Genomic DNA, 20,502 nt, shown 5'->3' on the forward strand with positions numbered 1-20,502 from the left:
CGTCCGACGACCGCGTGTACCCCTCCGCCTTGACGACTCTCACGAAAACCGCGCCGAAAGCGAGACCGATGCCGCTCACCGACCTGACCCACGCCGAACTGACCGCCTTCCGCCCGGAGGTGGACGAGCCGGCCGACTTCGACGCCTTCTGGGAGCGCACCATCGCGGAAGCCCGTGAGGCCGGCGGCGTTCCCGAACTCACCCCGGCCGACACGCCCGTCACCCAGCTCATCGTCGAAGACTTCGTGTTCCCGGGCTTCGGCGGCGAGCCGGTGCGGGCCTGGGTGTCGCGGCCCCTCCACGCGGACGGCCCGCTGCCTGCGGTCGTGCAGTTCCAGGGATACGGCGGCGGCCGCGGGCTGCCCGGCGAGAACGTCACGTGGGCGCTGGCCGGGTACGTGCACGTCTTCGTCGACACGCGCGGCCAGGGCAGCGGCTGGGGAAGCGGCGGAGACACCGCCGACCCGCACGGCTCAGGACCCGCCGCGCCCGGAGTGATGACGCGCGGCATCCACGCGCCCGAGACGTACTACTACCGCCGCGTGTTCACGGATGCGGTGCGCGCGGTCGACGCGGCCCGCGACCTGCCCTTCGTCGACGCCGGCCGGATCGCCGTCACCGGTGGCAGCCAGGGCGGCGGAATCGCCCTCGCTGCCGGCGCGCTGGCGGGAGGCGTCTCGGCTGTGCTGCCGGACGTCGCGTTCCTCTGCGCGTTCCGCCGCGGGGTCGAGGTCGCGGCGGGCGGGCCGTACCTGGAGGTGGCGACGTATCTGTCCGTGCACCGCGACGAGGTCGCGGACGTCTTCCGCACCCTGTCGTACTTCGACGGCGTGAACTTCGCCCGGCGCATCCACTCGCCGTCGCTGTTCTCGGTCGCGCTGATGGACACGGTGGTGCCGCCATCGACGACCTTCGCGGCGTACAACCACCTGGCGGCGGATGACCGCGCGATCGAGGTCTACCCGTTCAACGACCACGAGGGCGGAGGCGCGGCCCAGTGGCGCCTCCAGGCCGCGTGGCTCGCCGCGCGCTTCGCCCGCTGAGCCCGCCCGCTCCCGCCGCCACCCTCTCTCCCCCCTCCCCAGCGCCGCTTTCCGCCAAATCGCAGCGGCGTCGAAGGAGACGGAGGCGGAGGCGGGCGGGGGCGGAGGGGCGGAGGCGTCAGCCGGCGGGCGGGGCCGTGGTCGCCCGGCGGACCAGCCGGGTCGGGAGGCGCAGGTGCGTCCGCTCCGGAGTCTCGCCGTTCATCAGGGCGACCAGCAGGTCCGCCGCCGCCGCACCCAGGCTCTGCATCGGCTGCCGCACCGTCGTGAGCGGCGGGTTGTACTGGGATGCCTCCGGCACGTCGTCGAAGCCGACCACCGAGAGCTCGCGCGGCACGTCCAGGCCGAGTTCGGCCGCCACCTCCATCACCGCGATCGCCGAGATGTCGTTGGCGGCGAAGACGGCGGTCGGCCGGTCGGGGCGGCTGAGCAGCGGAAGGGCGACCTCCCGCACGGTGTTGTGCTCGTAGCGTCCGACCGCCACCAGGGACGGGTCGAAGGGGATGCCGGCCTCGCTCAGCGCGCGCCGGTAGCCGGCGTCGCGCAGGCTCGACGAGCGCAGGTCGGGGCGGCCGGCGACGTACGCGATCCGCCGGTGGCCCAGGCCGATCAGGAAGGCGATGGCGTTGCGCGCCCCGCCGAAACTGTCCGACTCCACGGTCGGGACGTCGGCACGGCCGGTGTGCGGGTCGATCGCCACCATGGGCACGTCGGCGTTCGCGCTGACGACGGTCGGGGTGACCATGATCACGCCGTCGATGAGGGTTCCGCTGAGCCGGCTGAGCGACCGCCGCTCCCAGCCCTCGCTGGACGGCTGCCGTGAGCCGCTGTAGGCGAGCAGGTCGTAGCGGGAGTCGTGCAGCGCCGCGCCGACCCCTTTCAGGATCTCGGCGGAGAACGGCTCGAAGTCGGCGACGAGCACGCCGATCACACCGGTTCGCCGTGACCGCATGCTGCTGGCGACCAGGCTGGACTCGTACCCGAGCTCCTGCACCACCCGAAGCACACGCTCCACCGTCTCGACCGCGACGCCGTATCGGCCGTTGACCGCTTTCGACACCGTGGCGACCGAGACGCCGGCCGCTTCGGCCACATCGTTGATTGTCGGACGCCGTCCCATGCCGTCAGAGCCTAGCGTAGAAAAGGTTTTCGAAAACGTTTGACACCGGAGATGGCGCTTGCGACACTTCCGACGTCCCCACCTCAACGAAGAGAACAGGTTGGAATCACATGAAAGGCACCAAGCTCCTTACCGGGGCCGCCGTCGTGATGGCCGGCGCGCTCGCCCTCACCGGGTGCAGCGGCGGCTCCGACAGCTCGAGCAGCAACGGCAAGGTCAGCATGACCCTCTGGCAGAACTCCACCACCGGCCCCGGCCAGGAGTTCTGGAAGAACGCCGTCGCCGCTTTCGAGAAGGCGAACCCGAACGTCACCATCAAGGTCCAGTCCATCCAGAACGAGGACCTGGACGGCAAGCTCCAGACGGCACTGAACTCTGGTGACGCCCCCGACATCTTCCTGCAGCGAGGCGGCGGCAAGATGGCGGCGATGGTGAACGCCGGCCAGGTGATGGATATCACCGGCAAGGTATCGGCCGACACCAAGAAGAACATCTCGGCCGGCTCGTTCAAGGCAGAGACCTACCAGGACAAGGTCTGGGCGATGCCGATCGCCGTCCTGCCGGGCGGGCTGTTCTACAGCCAGGATCTGTTCAAGGCGGCCGGGATCACCGACGCGCCCAAGACGATCGACGACCTCAACAGCGACGTCACGAAGTTGAAGGCGACCGGCGTCTCCCCCATCGCGCTCGGCGGCAAGGACGCCTGGCCCGCTGCTCACTGGTTCTACTGGTTCGCGCTCCGCGAGTGCGCCGGTTCGACCATGGAGAAGACGGCCGACTCGAAGTCCTTCTCCGACGGCTGCTGGCTGAAGGCCGCAGAGGACCTGCAGAAGTTCTCGGAGACGAAGCCGTTCAACGACGGCTTCCTGACCACCTCGGCCCAGCAGGGCGCGGGCAGCTCGGCCGGCCTCATCGCCAACCACAAGGCCGGCATGGAGCTCATGGGCGCCTGGGACCCGGGAGTGATCGCATCGCTCACGCCGGACCAGAAGCCGCTTCCGGACCTCGGCTTCTACCCGTTCCCCGAGGTCTCGGGCGGCAAGGGTGAGCCCGGCTCCATCATGGGTGGCGTCGACGGGTACTCCTGCTCGGTGAAGGCACCCAAGGAGTGCGCCGACTTCCTCAACTTCGTGGCCACCACGGACCAGCAGGAGGCCTACTACAAGGCCTTCAACGCTCCGCCGGTGAACACCGAAGCGCAGAAGGTCGTCACCGAGCCCTACCTGCAGGATGTGCTGAAGGCCTACAACGCGGCCCCGTACGTCTCGCAGTGGCTCGACACCGTGCTCGGCCAGAACGTCGGAAACGCGCTGAACGTGGCGGTCGTCGACATGCTGGCCGGCAAGAGCGACCCGAAGCAGCTCATCCAGGCGGCCAACGACGCCGCGAAGAAGGGCTGAGGTCTGAGCTCGTGAGCAACACCCGCGAGAACACCTCCACCGGCGTCCTGCCGCGGTCGGAGCTCGCGCAGCACGGCGGGAGCGGCGCAGTCGCGTCGCTCCCGCCGCGGCCGCGCCGCCGCCGCACCGGCTGGGCCATGCGCCTGGAGATCGCGCTGCTGGCAGGTCCTGCGGCGCTCGTCTTCCTGGCCTTCGTGATCTTCCCGGTCGTGATCGCCGCCTACTACGGCTTCTTCCGCTGGCAGGGCTACGGCCCTGCGACGGACTTCATCGGCCTGCAGAACTACATCACCATCCTCCAGGATTCCGCCTTCCAGCAGGCGCTCTGGCACAACTTCCTCATCGTCATCGGTTCGCTTGTGCTGCAGGGGCCGGTGGCCATCCTGCTGGCGCTTCTGCTGAACCGGAAGATGCGGGGGCAGTCCGTGATCCGCGTCCTGATCTTCGTGCCCTACGTCATCGCCGAGGTCGTCGTCGGAACCGGGTGGAGCCTGATGCTCGCCACCAACGGCGCGCTCAACGGGATGCTGAAGAACCTGGGCCTGAACTTCCTGGTCCACGACTGGCTGTCCGACCCGAGCATCGCCATCTGGACGCTGCTCGCGATCCTGACCTGGAAGTACGTCGGTTTCGCCGTCATCCTCTTCCTCGCGGGGCTCCAGGGCATCCCGGAGGAGCTGTATGAGGCGGCCGCCCTCGACGGGGCCTCGTACTGGCAGATCCAGCGGCGGATCGCTCTCCCGCTGCTCGGCCCGACGCTGCGTATCTGGGCGTTCCTGTCGATCATCGGGGCGCTGCAGCTGTTCGACCTCGTCTACATCATCTGGGGCCAGTACGTGGCCTCGACCGCCGGCACCTCGACCATGGCGACCTACATGGTCGCCAACGGCCGCAACGCCGGCAACTTCGGCTACGGAAACGCCGTCGCCGTCGTGATCTTCCTGATCTCTCTGATCGTCGCGCTGTTCTACCAGCGGTTCGTGCTCCGGCGCGACACCGAGGGCGCGATCACGGGTGACAGGCGCACCGGAAGGAAGAACCGATGACCGCGTTCATCGCCGTCCCCGACGCCCCGGACGCGCCCGGCGTCCTGGAGGCGCCGGACCGCAGGAAGGTCAAGGGCCTGCCGTGGGGTTCTCCGACCGTCTACTTCGTCGCGCTCATCGTGATCGCGCTGATGCTGGCTCCGATCGTGTACATCGTCCTCGGCGGCTTCCGAACGAACTCCCAGATCACGGTCGACCCTGCCGGGTTCCCGAACCCCTGGAACGTCCAGAACTATCTGGGCGTGCTCACCGGCGGCGTCTTCTGGCAGGAGGTGCTGAACTCGACGATCGTCGCGGTCGTCACCACCCTCGGCGTGATCGTCCTCGGCCTGATGGCGAGCTACGTGCTCGCCCGCTACCGCTTCCGCGGTCGCGGCATCCTGTACGCGCTGTTCGCCGCCGGTCTGATGTTCCCGATCACCGTGGCCATCACCCCGCTGTACATCGTGGTGCGCAACCTGGGGCTGATGAATTCGCTGGGCGGCGTCATCCTGCCGCAGATCGCTTTCGCGCTGCCGACGACGATCATCATCCTCGTGCCGTTCCTGCGCGCGATCCCGGACGAGATCCAGGAGGCCGCCTTCATCGACGGCTGCAGCCGGCTCGGATTCTTCTGGCGGATGGTGTTGCGGCTCTCCCTTCCCGGCGTGATCACCGTCGGCATCCTGGCCTTCATCGCCAGCTGGAACAGCTACCTGCTGCCGCTCTTCCTCCTCAACAACGAGGAGACGTTCACGCTGCCGCTCGGAGTCCAGGCGTTCTCGTCGCAGTACTCCGTCGACACGGCCAAGGTGTTGGCGTTCACCTCCCTCTCCATGATTCCGGCGCTGGTGTTCTTCAGCATTTTCGAGCGCCGCATCGTCGGCGGCCTGACCGGCGCCGTCAAGGGCTGACGCCCGCTCCCGCCTTCTTCTACGAAGTGAGATCAGACATGACCGAATCACTCCAGCGCCCGACCGCGCCCTCCGAGCGTGTGCGTGCACTCCTCTCCTCGATGACGTTGGAGGAGAAGCTCGCCCAGCTGGTCGGCTTCTGGGTCGACAAGGGCGACGAACTGGTCGCCCCGATGGCCGGCGAGATGGGCAACCCCGGCGCCTACGCGGACGTGACCGCCCACGGGCTCGGGCAGCTGACCCGCGTCTACGGCACCCGCCCGGTCGACCCGGCGGAGCGCGCCGCGTGGCTGTGGACGGAGCAGCGGCGGCTGAAGGAGGAGACGCGGCTCGGCATCCCGGCACTGGTGCACGAGGAGTGCCTGACCGGGCTCGCCGCCTGGAAGGCGGCCACGTTCCCGACGCCGCTCGCCTGGGGCGCATCCTTCGACCCCGAGCTGGTGGAGGAGATGGCCGGTCTGATCGGGCTGTCGATGCGCGAGCTCGGCATCCACCAGGGCCTCGCCCCGGTTCTCGACGTGATCCGCGACCCGCGCTGGGGCCGGGTGGACGAGTGCATCGCCGAGGACCCGTACGTTGTCGGCACGCTCGGCACGGCCTACGTGCGCGGGCTGCAGGGCGCCGGCGTGCACGCCACGCTGAAGCACTTCGTCGGGTATTCGGCCTCGCAGGCCGGGCGCAACCACGCACCGGTGCACGCTGGACCGCGCGAGGTGCGCGACACCCTGGTGCCGCCGTTCGAGATGGCGATCCGGGATGGCGGGGTGCGGTCGGTCATGAACTCGTACGCCGAGATCGACGGCGTTCCGGTCGGTGCCACACCCGCGTATCTCACCGACATCCTCCGCGACGAGTGGGGCTTCGACGGGACGGTGGTCTCCGACTACTTCTCGGTCGCCTTCCTGCACACGATGCACGGCGTCGCCGCCGACCTGGGCGAAGCGGCGGCGCTTGCCCTGGCGGCCGGGATCGACGTGGAGCTGCCGACCGGCGACGCGTTCCTGGAGCCGCTGTCGGCGCGCATCCGGTCGGGCGCGACAAACGAGGCCCTGGTCGACCGCGCCGTGCTCCGGGTGCTGGCTCAGAAGGAGGAGCTGGGGTTGCTGGATGCGACCTTCGACGAGCCGCCCGCATCCATCGACCTCGACACGCCGGCCCACCGCGAGGTCGCCCTCCGGCTGGCCGAGGAGTCCCTCGTGCTGCTCACGAACGATGGGACGCTCCCGCTGGACCCCACTCCGGCCCGGATCGCTGTGCTTGGCCCCAACTCGGACGTTCCCGAGGCGCTGATGGGGTGCTACTCGTTCGCCAACCATGTGCTGGCCCACCACCCGGAGGTGCCGCTCGGCCTCGAACTGCCGTCCGTGCTGGAGGCCGTCCGCGCCGAGTTCTCCTCCGCCACCGTCATGCACGAACGTGGCTGCCAGGTCGAGGGAGACGATCGCTCAGGCATCCCTGCCGCCGTCGCCGCGGCGAGCGCCGCTGACGTGGCAGTCGTGGTCATCGGCGACCGGGCCGGCCTGTTCGGCCGGGGAACGGTCGGCGAAGGGAACGATGTCGAGAGCCTGGAGCTCCCGGGCATCCAGCGGGAGCTCGTCGAGCGCGTCGTCGCCACCGGGACGCCCGTCGTGCTGGTCGTCCTGTCCGGCCGCCCATACGCGATCGGCTGGGCGGTGGAGGGCGTGACCGCTCCCGCCGCCGTGCTGCAGGCGTTCTTCCCCGGCGAGGAGGGCGGCCGCGCCATCGCGGCGGTGCTCTCCGGCCGGGTCTCCCCGTCGGGTCACCTCCCGGTCTCGCTTCCCCGGTCGGCGGGGGCGCAGCCCTACTCCTACCTGCACCCGGTGCTCGGCGGCCCGAACGAGATCACCAGTGCCGACAGCACGCCGGTGCTGCCGTTCGGGCACGGGCTCTCGTACACGACCTTCGAGCACTCGAACCTGGAAGTGGATGCAGAGGTCGCCGCGGGCGGCACGTTCACCGCGAGCGTCCGCATCCGGAACACGGGAGAGCGCGCGGGCACCGATCTCGTGCAGCTCTATGCGCGGGATGTGCACGCCAGCGTGACCCGTCCGGTCGCCCAACTGCTCGGCTACCGCCGCGTGGGGCTGGAGCCCGGCGAAGAGACCATTGTGCGTTTCGCGGTGCCCAGCACACGGCTGGCGTTCTCCGACGCGGCGCTGCGCCGCATCGTGGAACCCGGCGCCGTCGAGCTGTGGGTCGGGCCGACCTGCGACGAGCGGGAGACCGCCGCTCTGCTCGACATCACGGGCCCCGTTCACCTCGTCACACCGGCGGATGGCCGCCTGGTGACGTCGACCGTGGAGGCGGCTACCGTAGGGGCCGTCTACACCGACGCGCTGTGACCACTCGCGCTGCGCGCGCTATTGCGGTATAAGTTTATTGAAACAACAAATCACCGACGACGCTGAAGGAAGATCCATGAGCCTCACCCCCACCCGCGCCGACAAGTTCTCGTTCGGTCTGTGGACCATCGGCTACAACGGCACGGACCCGTTCGGCGGGCCCACCCGCCCCCAGCTCGACGTGGTCGAGGCGGTGCACAAGCTCGACGAGCTCGGCGCCTACGGCCTCACGTTCCACGACGACGACCTGTTCGCCTTCGGATCCACCGACGCCGAGCGCCAGAAGCAGATCGACCGCCTCAAGCAGGCGCTCTCCGACACCGGCATCATCGTGCCGATGGTGACGACCAACCTGTTCAGCGCTCCGGTGTTCAAGGACGGCGGCTTCACCTCCAACGACCGCGCCGTGCGTCGCTTCGCGCTGCGCAAGGTGCTCCGCAACATCGACCTGGCGGCCGAGCTGGGCGCCAAGACGTTCGTCATGTGGGGCGGCCGCGAGGGCGCCGAGTACGACGCCGCGAAGGACATCCGCGCCGCCCTCGAGCGCTACCGCGAGGCTGTCAACCTGCTCGGCGACTACGTCACCGACAAGGGCTACGACATCCGCTTCGCGATCGAGCCGAAGCCGAACGAGCCGCGCGGCGACATCCTGCTGCCGACCCTGGGCCACGCGCTCGCGTTCATCGAAACCCTCGAGCGCCCCGAGCTGGTGGGCGTCAACCCCGAGGTCGGGCACGAGCAGATGGCCGGCCTGAACTTCGCGGCCGGCATCGCGCAGGCCCTCTACCAGGGCAAGCTCTACCACATCGACCTCAACGGCCAGCGCGGCATCAAGTACGACCAGGACCTCGTCTTCGGTCACGGCGACCTGCAGAACGCCTTCGCGCTCGTCGACCTGCTCGAGAACGGCGGCCCCAACGGCGGACCGGCGTACGACGGCCCGCGTCACTTCGACTACAAGCCGTCCCGCACCGAGGACATCACCGGCGTGTGGGATTCGGCGGCCGCCAACATGCGCACCTACCTGCTCCTGAAGGAGCGCGCGCAGGCGTTCCGTGCCGACCCGGAGGTGCAGGAGGCGCTCGAGGCGTCGCGCGTCCCGGAGCTGTCGCGGCCGACGCTCGGCGACGGCGAGAGCTACGACGACCTCCTGGCCGACCGTGGCGCGTTCGAGGACTTCCAGCCGGACGAGTACTTCGGCGGCAAAGGTTTCGGCTTCGTCCGCCTGCAGCAGCTCGCCCTCGAGCACCTGCTCGGCGCCCGCTGACCCGTCCCCGACCCTGAGGTGCTCGTCGTTGCCGTCCCGACCCGCGTGTCGGCCGCAACGACGAGCACCTCGCGTATGTGAAGGAGCGAGATGACTCTCGTCGCCGGTGTCGACTCATCGACCCAGAGCTGCAAGGTGGTCGTCCGCGACCTCGAGACGGGCGCGCTGGTGCGTTCGGGGCGCGCCGCGCATCCCGACGGCACCGAGGTGGACCCGGCGGCCTGGTGGGCCGCCCTGCAGGAGGCCCTCGCGGCTGCCGGTGGGCTCGACGACGTCGAGGCGATCTCGGTGGCGGGCCAGCAGCACGGGATGGTCGTGCTGGATGCGGACGGGCGCGTCATCCGCGACGCCCTGCTCTGGAACGACACCCGGTCGGCCCAGGCAGCCCGCGACCTGATCGCGGAGGTCGGAGCGGAGGAGTACGCGACCCACGTCGGTGTGGTCCCGGTGGCCTCCTTCACCGCGACGAAGCTGCGCTGGCTGCGGGATGCGGAGCCGGCGAACGCGGCCCGCGTCGCGGCCGTCGCCCTCCCCCACGACTGGCTGACCTGGCGGCTGCGCGGCTACGGCCCGGCCGGCGAGAGCGAGCACGGCCCGGACCTGGAGGCGCTGACCACCGACCGCTCCGACGCGAGCGGCACCGCATACTGGAGCGCAGCGACCGGTGCGTACGACTTCGATCTGTTCGAGCGGGCGCTCGGGCGGGCCGGGCGCGAGGCGGGCGCGGACCCGGGCGACACGGCATCGGCTGGTGCTGTGGTGCTCCCCCGTGTGCTCGGTCCGTCGGAGGCAGCCGGCCGCACCCCGTCCGGCGTGCTCGTCGGACCCGGTGCGGGCGACAACGCCGGTGCCGCCCTGGGCCTCGGAGCGGCGGAGGGCGACGTCGTCGTCTCCATCGGGACCTCCGGGACGGTGTTCGCGGTGACGGACGCACCCATCGCCGACCCGTCGGGCACGGTCGCCGGGTTCGCGGATGCGTCGGGAGTCTCCCTGCCGCTGATCGCGACCCTCAATGCGGCGCGCGTGCTCGGCTCGATCGCCGGGCTGCTCTCCGTCGACCACGACCGGCTCTCCGAGCTCGCCCTCGACGCCGAGCCCGGCGCCGGTGGCGTGGTGCTCGTCCCCTACTTCGAGGGCGAGCGGACACCGAACCTCCCGGACGCGAAAGCGAGCATCCACGGGCTCACCCTCGCGTCGACCACTCCGGCGAACCTGGCGCGCGCCGCCATCGAGGGGATGCTGTGCGGGCTCGCCGACGGTCTCGATGCCGTGCGCGCGGTCGGCGTGCGCGAGCGCCGCATCCTGCTCATCGGGGGCGCGGCGCAGAACCCGGCGGTCGCCCAGGTCGCTGCGCAGGTGTTCGACGCCCCGGTGGAGGTGCCGGTGCCGGGCGAGTACGTCGCCGACGGCGGCGCCGTCCAGGCCGCATGGGCGCTGACCGGCTCCCGCCCCTCCTGGACCGTCGAGACCTCGGCGGCCCTCCCGGTCGACACCCGCCCCACCATCCGCACCCAGTACGCCGCCGCCCGCGCCTGACCCGCCCTCCCGACCCCCAGCCCACGCCCCACCGTCGAGTCCACACTTTCTGCACGCCCGAACGGCGTGTCGCGTGCAGAAAGTGTGTACTCGACGGTGGGGCTGGGGGTCAGGTCGAGAGTGAGAGGGCGGAGGCGGCGCGGGCGGCGACGGCGGCGGGAGGGACGCCGATGTCGAGGGTGAGGTGGCGCTCGTCGCGGGCGGGCGGCTCGAGGAGGTCGAGCTGCGACTGCAGCATCCCGGCCTTCATGAAGTGGTGCTCGCGGACGGCCAGCCGTTCGGCGAGCAGTTCCGCCGAACCCGTGAGGTGGAGGAAGACGACGTCGTCGCGTCGCAGCACGTCGCGGTAGCGGCGCCGGAGCGCCGAGCACGCGACCACGACCGGCCGGCCGCCCGCCCGTCGCTCATCCATCCAGGAGGCGATGGCGTCCAGCCAGGGCGCGCGGTCCTCGTCGGTGAGCGGCGATCCCGCGCCCATCCGTTCGACGTTGGCCGCCGGATGCAGGCCGTCCCCCTCGAGCAGCTCCCAGCCGAGACGTTCGGCGAGCAGCGCTGCGACTGTGGACTTCCCGCACCCCGCGACTCCCATCACGACGACCGCGCGCACCGGGGTCACCCGAGGCCGCCCACGAACAGGCTCAGCACCAGCACTCCGGCCAGTCCGACGATCGAGACCAGGCACTCCAGCACCGTCCAGCTCTTCAGCGTCTGCGGGATGCTGAGGCCCAGGTACTCCTTCACCAGCCAGAAGCCGGCGTCGTTGACGTGCGAGAAGAACACCGAGCCGGCGCCGATCGCCAGCACCATGAGCGAGACCATCGGAACCGACAGGTGCTCGGTCAGCGGCAGCAGGATGCCGGCGGCCGTGACCGTCGCCACCGTCGCGGACCCGGTCGCGATGCGGATGAGCGCCGCCACAGTCCAGGCCAGCAGGAGCACGACGATCCCGCTCGCTCCGGTCGCCCAGCCGGCGATGACCTGCCCGATTCCGGTGTCGACCAGCACCTGCTTGAAGCCACCGCCGGCGCCGACGATGAGGAGGATGCCCGCGATGGGCGGCAGCGACGCGCTCAGGCTGGTCTGGATCGCCTTGCGGTCCATTCCGCCTCCGACGCCCAGCAGCAGGAGTCCCGCCAGCACGGCGACCGTCAGGGCGATGACCGGGGTTCCCAGGAAGTCGAGCACGACCTTCCCGACCGGCGCCGCATCCGGGGACACGATGTCCGCGAGCGCCTTGCCGAGCATGAGGACCACCGGCAGCAGGATGCTGACCAGCGCCGCGACGAAGGACGGGCGTCGACGGGAGGCATCGTCACCCTCCTCGGCGACGAAGAGGTCGGGAACGCCGACCGGCACCCACTTCGCCGCCAGCCGGCTGAACAGCGGACCGGCGATGGCGATGGTCGGGATGGCGACCAGCACACCGAAGGCGAGGGTCAGCCCGAGGTTGGCGCCGAGCGCTGCGATGGCCACCAGCGGCCCGGGGTGCGGCGGCACCAGTCCGTGCATGGCGGAGAGACCCGCGATGGTGGGCAGCGCGATGCGCATCAGCGGCAGTCCGGAGCGACGGGTCACCAGGATGATGACCGGCATCAGCAGCACCAGGCCCACCTCGAAGAACATCGGAAGGCCGATGATGGCGCCGACTGCGCCCATCGTCCACGGAAGCAGGCGAGCGCTCGTTCGCGACACCAGCGTGTCGACGATGCGGTCGGCGCCGCCCGAGTCGGCGAGCAGCTTTCCGTACATGGCGCCGAGGCCGATGAGCACGCCGACGCTGCCCATGGTGTTGCCGAAGCCGGTGATGAAGCTGCCGATCGCGGCGTCTCCCGCCATGCCCGCGGCGAGGCCGGCGACCAGCGAGCCGAGTAGCAGGGCGAGGAACGGATGCAGTTTGAGCCAGGTGATCAGGATGACGATCACCGCGATGCCCGCCAGGGCAGCGACGATGAGCTGGCCTTCGGGGGCGGTGGGATGCGGGGCCGGTGCCGGAGCCGCGGCCGCGGCGAGGCGCGCGAGCAGTGCTGTGTTCATGAACGTCCTTGGTCGTGTTGGATAGGGCACGAACACTCTAGAAATAAATCAGATTTGTGTCTAATCAGCGCAGGTAATAGCAGTCTTAATGCGCATGCGTGTCGCTTTGACCTGACGAGTCCCAGACCCCGATAATGAAGCGTGACCCAGCCAGCGCACGGCTCCCTGCACGAGCAGGCCATCGCCTCGCTCGGTGCTCGCATCGTGTCCGGCGACATCCCGGTCGGGACGGTCCTCACTCCGGAGACGCTGGGCATCTCGCGCACAGTCCTCCGCGAGTGCATCCGTGTGCTGGAGTCGCTCGGGCTGGTTCAGGCCCGCCGCCGGCGCGGCACCGTCGTCATGCCCGAGTCGGCGTGGCAGGCCCTCGATCCGCGCATCCTGAACTGGCGGCTCGCCGGCCCCGACCGGCTGACCGCGCTGGGCGATCTGAGCGAGCTGCGCCTCGCTGTGGAGCCGGTCGCCGCGAGGCTGGCCAGCGCTCGCGCCACTCCGGCCCAGTGCGGCGAACTGACCGCTGCGATCGTGGGGATGGCCGCGACGCAACGGTCGGCGGACCGGGACGAATACCTCGCGCACGACCGCGACTTCCACCGGGTGCTTCTGGAGGCGTCCGGCAACCCGGTGTTCGCCGCTCTCAGCAGCGCCGTCTCCGAGGCGCTCACCGGGCGGACCGCCCACGCGCTCATGCCGGACACCGCGAATCCGGAGGCGATCCGGCTTCACGAGGAGGTCGCCGCCGCCGTCCGCCGCGGCGACGGCGCCGCCGCCGAGCACTCGATGCGCCGCATCGTCGAGGAGGCGGACAGCGCGGTTCAGCGCCCCTCGCGGTGAGCCGTTCGCGGTCTCAGCGATGCAGGATGCGCGGACCGATGACCCATGCCAGCGCGCAGAGCACGGCCGACACGGCGAAGGCTCCGACGAACGGCCACCCCGCTCCGGCCTCCCTCAACGCCGCGAAGACGATCGCTGTCGCCGCCAACGTCACGGCGGAACCGGTCGCGTCGGCGATCGACAGCCCGGAGCTGTTGAAGCCCTGATCGTCCGCGGTCGAGTATTCGAGCGTCAGCACGCCGAGCCGCGGGTACAGGATGCCCATCCCACCTCCGGCGAAGGCCCACGCGACCACGGCGACGACCGGGTTCAGGTGCCAGGCAGCTGTGGCGATGAGGGCGGAGAGCGCGATCGTCAGTCCGAGCGCTCCCAACCGTGCTGCGGTCCGGTTGGTGATGCCCGGAAAGTGCCCCTGCACCCACGACGCACCGGACCAGGTGAGGCCGGCCGCCGTCAGGGCGAGACCGGCGACCGCGGGTGAGAGGCCGTACCGCGTCACCATGATGAGCGGCACGTACACCTCGGAGGCGAAGAACGTTCCCGCCACGAGGGCGCGCATCAGGATGACACTGGGCAGCCCGCGACGGGCGAGCAGCGTCCCGCTCGGCACCAGCGGCCGGATCGCGAAGGCGGCGAGTGCGGCGGCGAGCACGGGCACGATCCACTGGACCGGTCCTCTCGCCTCGGCCGCGAGCGTCAGCGCCAACACTGCCGTCGCGAGCAGCACCGCCCAGAGCACCCGCGCCGGGCGGAACGGTGCCGGCTCGGCCGGCGCGTGGAGCACCCCGCGCATCACCGGCACGACCATCAGCATGGCGAGGGCGGTCAGGCCGACGACGCCGAGGAACACCCACCTCCAGCCGACCGTTTCAGCCAGGACGCCGGCGATGAACGGCCCGATCAGCGACGGGATGACCCACGCGGCCGCGAACCCGGCGAAGATCCGGGGATGCAGCCTGGGCGGATACACGCGGGCCACGATCACGTACAGCACGACGGTGAGCGCTCCGCCGCCGAGCCCGTGGATGAGCCGGCCCACGACGAACAACCACATCGTCGGTGCGGTGCCGGCGACGAGCAGCCCGACCGTGAACAGTGCCACCGAGGCGACCAGCGCCGTCCTGGGGTTGCCGCGGTCGGCCCAGGCTCCGGCGGACACCATGCCGACGACGCTGACGGCGAGCGGACCGGCGAACGCGAACGCGTACAGCGCCGCCCCGTCGAGCTCCCTGCTCACCGCCGGCATGATGGTGGTGACCGCGAGCGCCTCGAAGGCGGCAAGCGTGATCAGCAGGCACATCCCGATGCTGGTCCAGCGGAACTGCGGGCTGAGAACACCACCGGCCGCCGGCGGAGCAGCGGAGGGGGAGCCGGCCGACACCGAATCCACGTCGCGCGAGGTCATGATGCCCACCTTAACCCTGGGGGCGCTCGGCGCGTCCGGCAGGGCGTCGCCGAGCCGCCCTGGCCAGCGCTCCGACCCCCAGGGCCAGCACGGCGACGGCTGCCGGAAAGGCGAGGTGCCAGCCGGCGAGGAGCAGCAGCCCGCCGGCGAGGACGCACGAGAGCAGCGCCATCCACCAGCCGACGGAGCGGGCCGGCAGGAGCCGCAGCGCGGAGGCGACTCCGAGTCCGTAGACAGCGGCGGCGAAGCTCGTGTGGACGAGGATGAACGGCTGGAGGTCGCCGCTCGCCAGAACGATGACCGAGTACACCGCCATCACCACGGTGGAGAGCAGCAGCCCGCGCCGGGCGACCGCGCCGTTCTCGACACCGCGACCGAACCAGGCGGGTAGGTCGCCGTCTCGTCCCATGGCGGCGCCGAGCTTGCTGAACGCCGCCAGGTAGGCATTGAAGACTCCCGTGACGACGATCGCCGCGATGACGGCGACGACCACACCGCCCGCTGGTCCGGTCGCTATCTGGACCAGCTCGAGCAGTGGGACAGCGGTCGAGGCGGCGTGGTCGCCCAGTACCAGGACCGTGACGGTCTGGATGGCGAGGTAGGCGACCGACACGATCACCAGCGCCAGGGCGGTGGCGCGGGGGATGTCCCTGCGCGGATTCCGGAACTCCCCGCCGATACCGGCGACCGCCTCCCAGCCGGCGAACGCCCAGATGTAGAGGCTCATCGCCAAGCCGACGCCGCCCCAGCCGTGCGGGAGCAGAGGCTGCAGGTGCGCCGGCTGCCCGTGGGGCGCTGCAACAGCGAGCACGAACACCAGGACGGCGACCAGGGCTCCCGACAGGACGAGCTGCACGGAGGCGGCGAACCGCACCCCGAACGCGGTCACCGCGATGGGGATGACCATGAGACCGACGGCGATGAGCGTGGTGCTCACCGTGTCACCGCCGATCACCGCGACGACGTACCGGGCGGTCATCAGCGCCGCGATCGGGGCTCCGATCGGCGTGCCGAAGAAGAACCAGTAGCCGATGATGCGCGCGGCATCGGGCCCGAAGGCGCGCCGCGCGAACGTCGCCACCCCTCCCGCATCAGGATGCCGCCGGGCGAGGGCGGCGAAGGTCGAGGCGAGCGGCACCGAGATGAGCGCGAGCGCCGCCACCGCGATGATCGCCCCCGGGCCCGCCGCAGCAGCAGCGAGCGACGGGAGCACCAGGATGCCCGTCCCCAGCACCGCCGCGATGTAGAGCGCCGTGCCGCCGGCGACGCCGAGCCGCCCGTGCGGCGCGGAGGGCACCTGCGGGTCAGGAAGCTCGGGCTCCGGACCGCGGGCGCGCGTGGTCGAAGGCCCGCGTTCCGTCATCTCTCCATGATGGCGCTGACCACCGACATCCGGTTCTCTGGGCCCACTCTCAGCCCCGCGCCGGTTACGCCATCCACGGTCCCGCGGGAGGATGTGCCTGGAGGAGGCCGCGTGCTCGGACTGGAACTCGTCGTCGTGATCGGCGTCACGACCCTGCTGAGCAGGGTTTTCGCCCGCCGGATCGGCGTCGCGCAACCGCTGCTCCTGGTCGCCTTCGGCGTGCTGATCGGGTTGGTGCCGCTGTTCCGCGGGATCGAGCTGGCGCCGGAGGTGGTGCTGTTCCTGTTCCTTCCGGCGATCCTGTACTGGGAGAGCCTGACCACCTCGCTGCGGGAGATCAAGTCGAACCTGCGGAGCATCATCCTGATGAGCACCGGTCTCGTCGTCGCCACCGCGGCTGCGGTCGCCGTCCTCGCCCATGCTCTCGGGCTGCCGTGGGGGCCCGCCTGGGTGCTCGGCGCTGCGGTCGCGCCGACCGACGCCACGGCGGTCTCCTCGTTCACGCACTCGCTGCCGCGGCGAAACGTGACCATCCTGCGCGCCGAGAGCCTGGTGAACGACGGCACGGCCTTGGTGCTGTGGTCGCTGGCCGTCGGCTTCACCGTCGGTGACGCGGACGTCAGCCTCGGTGCGGTGACCGTCACCTTCCTCTTCGCCTACCTCGCGGCCGCCGCCATCGGCGCCCTGGTCGCTTGGCTGGCGATCCTGGCGCGCAAACGCCTGCGCGACGCGATCTCACAGAACATCGCGATGCTCCTGACGCCGTTCACCGCCTACCTGGTCGCCGAATTCGTCCACGCCTCCGGTGTGCTCGCGGTCGTGGTCGCGGGCCTCATCATCAGCCAGGCCGGACCTCGGATCGGCGTCGCGGAGGGACGGCGCCAGTCCGACGCGTTCTGGTCGTTCTCGACCTTCCTGCTCAACGCGAGCCTGTTCGTCCTCGTCGGGATCGAGCTGCCGCGGTCGGTCGCCGAGCTCGCCACCAGCGACCTCGGGATGGGGCTGGTCGCCATCGTCGCGGTCACCCTCGTGATCGTGGCGGTGCGGTTCGTCTTCCAGTTCACGACGGTGTTCCTGATCCGGCTGCTCGACCGACGCCCCCAGCAGAAGGCCCGGCGGATGAGCAACCGCTGGCGGGTCGTCAGCAGCCTCTCGGGCTTCCGCGGCGCGGTCTCCCTCGCCGCCGCCCTGGCCGTGCCCGCGACCCTGGGCTCCGGGCACCCGTTCCCGGGCCGCGACTTCATCGTCTTCGTGACGACCGGGGTGATCATCGTGACCCTGGTAGTCCAGGGCCTTCTCCTCCCCGCACTCGTGCACTGGGCGCGCCTGCCCTCCGACGAGGCGGTCGGCCACGAACTCCACCTGGCCGAGACGAACGCCACGCGGGCGGCTCTCGACGAGCTGCCGCAGCTGGTCCGGCAGCTCGGCGTCGACCCGGAGATCGCGGAGCGCATCCAGAACGAGTTCGAGGAGCACCTGGATCTGCTCGAGGTCGAGGACGAGTCGGAGGAGGGCGAGGGCGCCGCCGAGCGCAGCCGCCAGGACACCGAGCTGCGCCTCGCCCTGCTGCACTGCAAACGCGAGGAGGTCGTCCGGCTGCGCGACGAGGGCGACATCGACGACATCGTGCTACGGGATCTACAACGCCGCCTCGATGTGGAGGAGGTGCGGCTCACCGGCCGCGAGCCGGGCGAGTGAGCGCTACTTCCGGGCAGGCCACCGGCCGTCTACGATCGCGCTCAGGACCTCACAAGAAGGAGGGTGCCATGACCGACGCCAAGGAGAACTGGCCGGAGACGCCGTCGGGCGAGCCGATCGACGTCGACGCCATCGCGGAGGGCGGCGACGAGGGACCGTACGACGCGGACGGCGTCTTCGAGCCGGCGCACGACGAATCCGACCCGCTGGAGGACGACAGCGGCAGCTGACACCCTCCCCCTCTTGTCCCCCGGTCGTGTACCCCGGTAGTGTCGGTTGCAGACGGGCCGCACAAGGGGAGGGGTGCAGCGTGACGACATTCGAAGCACCGATCGGGAACGTTCCGAAACCGGGGCAGGACGTTCACCTGGTGCGGTGGATCCGCTCGGCGGACGGCTGGACCAGCGAAACGCTGCTCTGCACCTATCTGGCGTGCACGCCGGAGGCCTGGATTGTCGATTCGCGCGGTGAGCAGGTCGCGCTCGCCCGCGCCGAGTGGTCGCAGTTCGCGTTCTGACCGACCGCGGCGCGGCGCTTGCCTAGAGGCCGGCGCGCCCCGCCAGGATCTCGACGGCGACCCGCCAGTCGCGAGCGGGGATGCCCTCCCCCGTGTCCTCCTCGCCGGGGAGGCGGGCCACGAACCCCGGCCAGAGTTCGTCGGTGCCGTGGAGTTCCTCGATCAGCCCGAGGTACTCGCCGCCGAAGTAGACCTCCCACGCCGCGGTCGCGGTGGGGCTGTACATGAGGGTCAGCGGCAGCGACCCGTACGTGTAGACGGCGTGCTGGTGCGCGAGCTCCTTCTCCGTCATGACCGCAGGATAGGCGCGATCACGCGCGCACGGAAGAGCGCGCGGCGCGCCGCGGCGACGGTCACGCTACGACCAGGTCGTCGTCCTCCGACTGCTCGTGCGTGGCGGTGACGGCGAGCCCCACGACGTCGCGGATCCGGCCACGACGCGCGAACGCGGCGCGCTGACGGCCGGCCCCTCCCCCGGTCGCGTGGATGCGCGCGACACCGCGTCGCACCAGCTCCAGGTCGCCGTTCGCCTCGAGTGCGTCGGAGGTGTGCGCCAGGAGCGCCTGCACAGCGTCCACGGCGGACGCCTCACGCCAGGTGACGGGGTGCGGCAGGGAGCCCGCGGTGCCGGTCAGCGCCGCCTGCCACTCGGCAAGTCGCAAGGCCGCGGACGGCACCGCCGCGGGCGGGATGCCCGCGCGCCACTCCGTGGTCGCCGTGTCGACGAGCGCCCGGACGATCGCCGCGATCACGGCGGCATCGCGGGCGTCGAGGCAGACGTCAGCCACGCGCACCTCGACCGTGGGATGCTTCCGCGACACACGCGCGTCGAGGTACAGCATCCCGGTGTCCAGGATGACGCCCGTGTCGACGAGGAACCGCTCGAAGCGGTCGTACGCCTCCACAGAGCCGAAGACGTCGGTCGGCCCCGCGCTCTGCCACTGGTGCCAGGCGACGAAGCGGTAGCTCGCGTGTCCGGTATCGGCTCCCCCGAAGTACGGCGAGTTCGCACTGAGGGCGAGCAGAATCGGGAGCCAGGTGCGGATGCGGTCCAGCACGGCGACGCCCTCCTCTCGCGACTCGATGCCGACGTGCACGTGGAAACCGCACACCAGCGTCCCCCGGGCGGTGAGACCGTAGCGCTCGATCATGCTCGCGTAGCGCGGGTCCTCGGTGACGTGCGGCCGGAGTCGCATCGGCGACATCGCGACCGCGATCGCGCGTGCTCCGTGCCGCTGTGCCAACCCGTCTGCCAGCTCCCTCCCCGAGACGATGTCGAGCAGTAACTCGCTGGTGTAAAGCTGCGGACGCGTCTGCGTCTCGATCATCTCCTGCTGGATCTCCGCGCTCACGGACGGCCCGTCGATCACCGGCGGCGCGTCGGCCAGCACCAGCGGCGCGACCGGTGCTGCCACCCCGCGTGCATCGACCAGGAGAAGTTCCTCCTCCACCCCGAAAGTCCTCACCCTTCCACTATCGGTGGCGCGCGGCGGTCGGACAATACCCAGTACGCCGGGAGTATCCCGTGTGCGAACAGGGTGAAGCCGCCCCCGCGCCTCACCCGACAGTGAGAGTGCCGTCCTCCGCGAGCGTCCAGCCCGGGTTGAACGCCACCTCCCAGACGTGGCCGTCCAGGTCGGCGAAGTACCCCGAATAGCCGCCCCAGAACACGCGTTCGGCCGGTTTCAGGATGCGTGCCCCCGCTGCCTCGGCCTGCTCCAGCACCCGGTCGACGTCCGCCTCCGAACGCTGGTTGCACGCGAGGGTGATGCCACTGAAGCTGCCGTCGATGTTGAGCCGCGCATCCTCGGCCAGATCGTCGCGGCCGAAGAGCGCGAACGCCATCCCCGGCAGCTGGTAGAACACGACCCCTTCGGGCGAGTCCACCGGCCGCCAGCCCAAACCATCTTCGTAGAACGTGCGCGCCCGGCGCAGGTCGGCCACCCCGAGGGTGATCAGGCTGATCCGTTGGTCCATGCGCCG

19 protein-coding genes are annotated in these 20,502 nt (G+C 70.6%); 11 read left to right on the forward strand and 8 right to left on the reverse strand.

Annotated features, from left to right (window positions below; translation table 11 throughout):
• Positions 1-68 precede the first annotated feature (68 nt).
• Complete coding sequence (locus AB4079_RS17250) at positions 69-1,043, forward strand: acetylxylan esterase (RefSeq protein ID WP_441788545.1); 975 nt, start codon at positions 69-71, stop codon at positions 1,041-1,043.
• 118 nt (positions 1,044-1,161) lie between these two features.
• Here the strand turns inward: AB4079_RS17250 and AB4079_RS17255 are convergent, their stop codons facing one another.
• Positions 1,162-2,163 carry a LacI family DNA-binding transcriptional regulator gene (locus tag AB4079_RS17255; RefSeq protein WP_441788546.1) on the reverse strand — a complete coding sequence of 334 codons (1,002 nt, stop codon included), beginning with the start codon at positions 2,161-2,163 and terminating at the stop codon, positions 1,162-1,164.
• 110 nt (positions 2,164-2,273) lie between these two features.
• On the opposite strand from AB4079_RS17255, the gene AB4079_RS17260 reads away from it, so the two are divergent.
• The 6 genes from AB4079_RS17260 to xylB all read left to right on the forward strand — a co-directional run bounded on the left by AB4079_RS17260 (position 2,274) and on the right by xylB (position 10,668).
• Complete coding sequence (locus AB4079_RS17260) at positions 2,274-3,563, forward strand: ABC transporter substrate-binding protein (protein ID WP_441788547.1); 1,290 nt, start codon at positions 2,274-2,276, stop codon at positions 3,561-3,563.
• An 11-nt stretch (positions 3,564-3,574) separates the two neighbouring features.
• Positions 3,575-4,609, forward strand: coding sequence for a carbohydrate ABC transporter permease (locus tag AB4079_RS17265; RefSeq protein WP_441788548.1), 1,035 nt, complete (start codon positions 3,575-3,577; stop codon positions 4,607-4,609).
• Entirely contained in the window at positions 4,606-5,502 is an 897-nt protein-coding gene (locus tag AB4079_RS17270; RefSeq protein ID WP_441788549.1) for a carbohydrate ABC transporter permease, read from the forward strand. Before AB4079_RS17265 ends, AB4079_RS17270 begins: the two co-directional genes overlap by 4 nt.
• Positions 5,503-5,540: 38 nt before the next feature.
• Positions 5,541-7,865 (forward strand): glycoside hydrolase family 3 N-terminal domain-containing protein, encoded by a 2,325-nt coding sequence (locus tag AB4079_RS17275; protein WP_441788550.1) that lies wholly within the window; start codon positions 5,541-5,543, stop codon positions 7,863-7,865.
• A gap of 76 nt (positions 7,866-7,941) precedes the next feature.
• Complete coding sequence (gene xylA / locus AB4079_RS17280) at positions 7,942-9,132, forward strand: xylose isomerase (protein ID WP_441788551.1); 1,191 nt, start codon at positions 7,942-7,944, stop codon at positions 9,130-9,132.
• A gap of 90 nt (positions 9,133-9,222) precedes the next feature.
• Positions 9,223-10,668 carry a xylulokinase gene (gene xylB, locus AB4079_RS17285; protein WP_441788552.1) on the forward strand — a complete coding sequence of 482 codons (1,446 nt, stop codon included), beginning with the start codon at positions 9,223-9,225 and terminating at the stop codon, positions 10,666-10,668.
• 109 nt (positions 10,669-10,777) lie between these two features.
• Here the strand turns inward: xylB and AB4079_RS17290 are convergent, their stop codons facing one another.
• Together AB4079_RS17290 and AB4079_RS17295 are read right to left on the reverse strand one after the other, a co-directional pair.
• Positions 10,778-11,284: a gluconokinase gene (locus AB4079_RS17290; RefSeq protein WP_441788553.1), complete on the reverse strand. Its 507-nt coding sequence runs from the start codon at positions 11,282-11,284 to the stop codon at positions 10,778-10,780.
• Positions 11,281-12,702: a GntP family permease gene (locus tag AB4079_RS17295; RefSeq protein WP_441788554.1), complete on the reverse strand. Its 1,422-nt coding sequence runs from the start codon at positions 12,700-12,702 to the stop codon at positions 11,281-11,283. Before AB4079_RS17295 ends, AB4079_RS17290 begins: the two co-directional genes overlap by 4 nt.
• A gap of 141 nt (positions 12,703-12,843) precedes the next feature.
• On the opposite strand from AB4079_RS17295, the gene AB4079_RS17300 reads away from it, so the two are divergent.
• Complete coding sequence (locus AB4079_RS17300; protein WP_441788555.1) at positions 12,844-13,536, forward strand: FadR/GntR family transcriptional regulator; 693 nt, start codon at positions 12,844-12,846, stop codon at positions 13,534-13,536.
• Between the two features lie 13 nt (positions 13,537-13,549).
• Here AB4079_RS17300 and AB4079_RS17305 read toward each other — a convergent pair whose 3' ends face one another.
• Positions 13,550-14,941: an MFS transporter gene (locus AB4079_RS17305; RefSeq protein ID WP_441788556.1), complete on the reverse strand. Its 1,392-nt coding sequence runs from the start codon at positions 14,939-14,941 to the stop codon at positions 13,550-13,552.
• A gap of 10 nt (positions 14,942-14,951) precedes the next feature.
• Entirely contained in the window at positions 14,952-16,304 is a 1,353-nt protein-coding gene (locus AB4079_RS17310; protein ID WP_441788557.1) for an APC family permease, read from the reverse strand.
• 111 nt (positions 16,305-16,415) lie between these two features.
• On the opposite strand from AB4079_RS17310, the gene AB4079_RS17315 reads away from it, so the two are divergent.
• The 3 genes from AB4079_RS17315 to AB4079_RS17325 all read left to right on the forward strand — a co-directional run bounded on the left by AB4079_RS17315 (position 16,416) and on the right by AB4079_RS17325 (position 18,519).
• On the forward strand, positions 16,416-18,002 hold the full coding sequence (locus tag AB4079_RS17315) for a Na+/H+ antiporter (protein ID WP_441788558.1): 1,587 nt from the start codon (positions 16,416-16,418) through the stop codon (positions 18,000-18,002).
• A gap of 68 nt (positions 18,003-18,070) precedes the next feature.
• Positions 18,071-18,232: a hypothetical protein gene (locus AB4079_RS17320; RefSeq protein WP_441788559.1), complete on the forward strand. Its 162-nt coding sequence runs from the start codon at positions 18,071-18,073 to the stop codon at positions 18,230-18,232.
• 80 nt (positions 18,233-18,312) lie between these two features.
• A complete protein-coding gene (locus tag AB4079_RS17325) occupies positions 18,313-18,519 on the forward strand; it encodes a hypothetical protein (RefSeq protein WP_441788560.1) in 207 nt (68 codons plus the stop codon).
• Between the two features lie 22 nt (positions 18,520-18,541).
• On the opposite strand, the gene AB4079_RS17330 is transcribed toward AB4079_RS17325, so the two are convergent.
• From AB4079_RS17330 to AB4079_RS17340, 3 genes are all read right to left on the reverse strand, one after another.
• Positions 18,542-18,811: a hypothetical protein gene (locus AB4079_RS17330; RefSeq protein ID WP_441788561.1), complete on the reverse strand. Its 270-nt coding sequence runs from the start codon at positions 18,809-18,811 to the stop codon at positions 18,542-18,544.
• 61 nt (positions 18,812-18,872) lie between these two features.
• Positions 18,873-19,985, reverse strand: coding sequence for a glutamate--cysteine ligase (locus AB4079_RS17335; protein WP_441788562.1), 1,113 nt, complete (start codon positions 19,983-19,985; stop codon positions 18,873-18,875).
• Between the two features lie 91 nt (positions 19,986-20,076).
• Entirely contained in the window at positions 20,077-20,496 is a 420-nt protein-coding gene (locus AB4079_RS17340; RefSeq protein ID WP_441788563.1) for a VOC family protein, read from the reverse strand.
• Positions 20,497-20,502 lie beyond the last annotated feature (6 nt).

The organism is Leifsonia sp. 2MCAF36 (assembly GCF_052115525.1).
Lineage (GTDB): Bacteria > Actinomycetota > Actinomycetes > Actinomycetales > Microbacteriaceae > Leifsonia.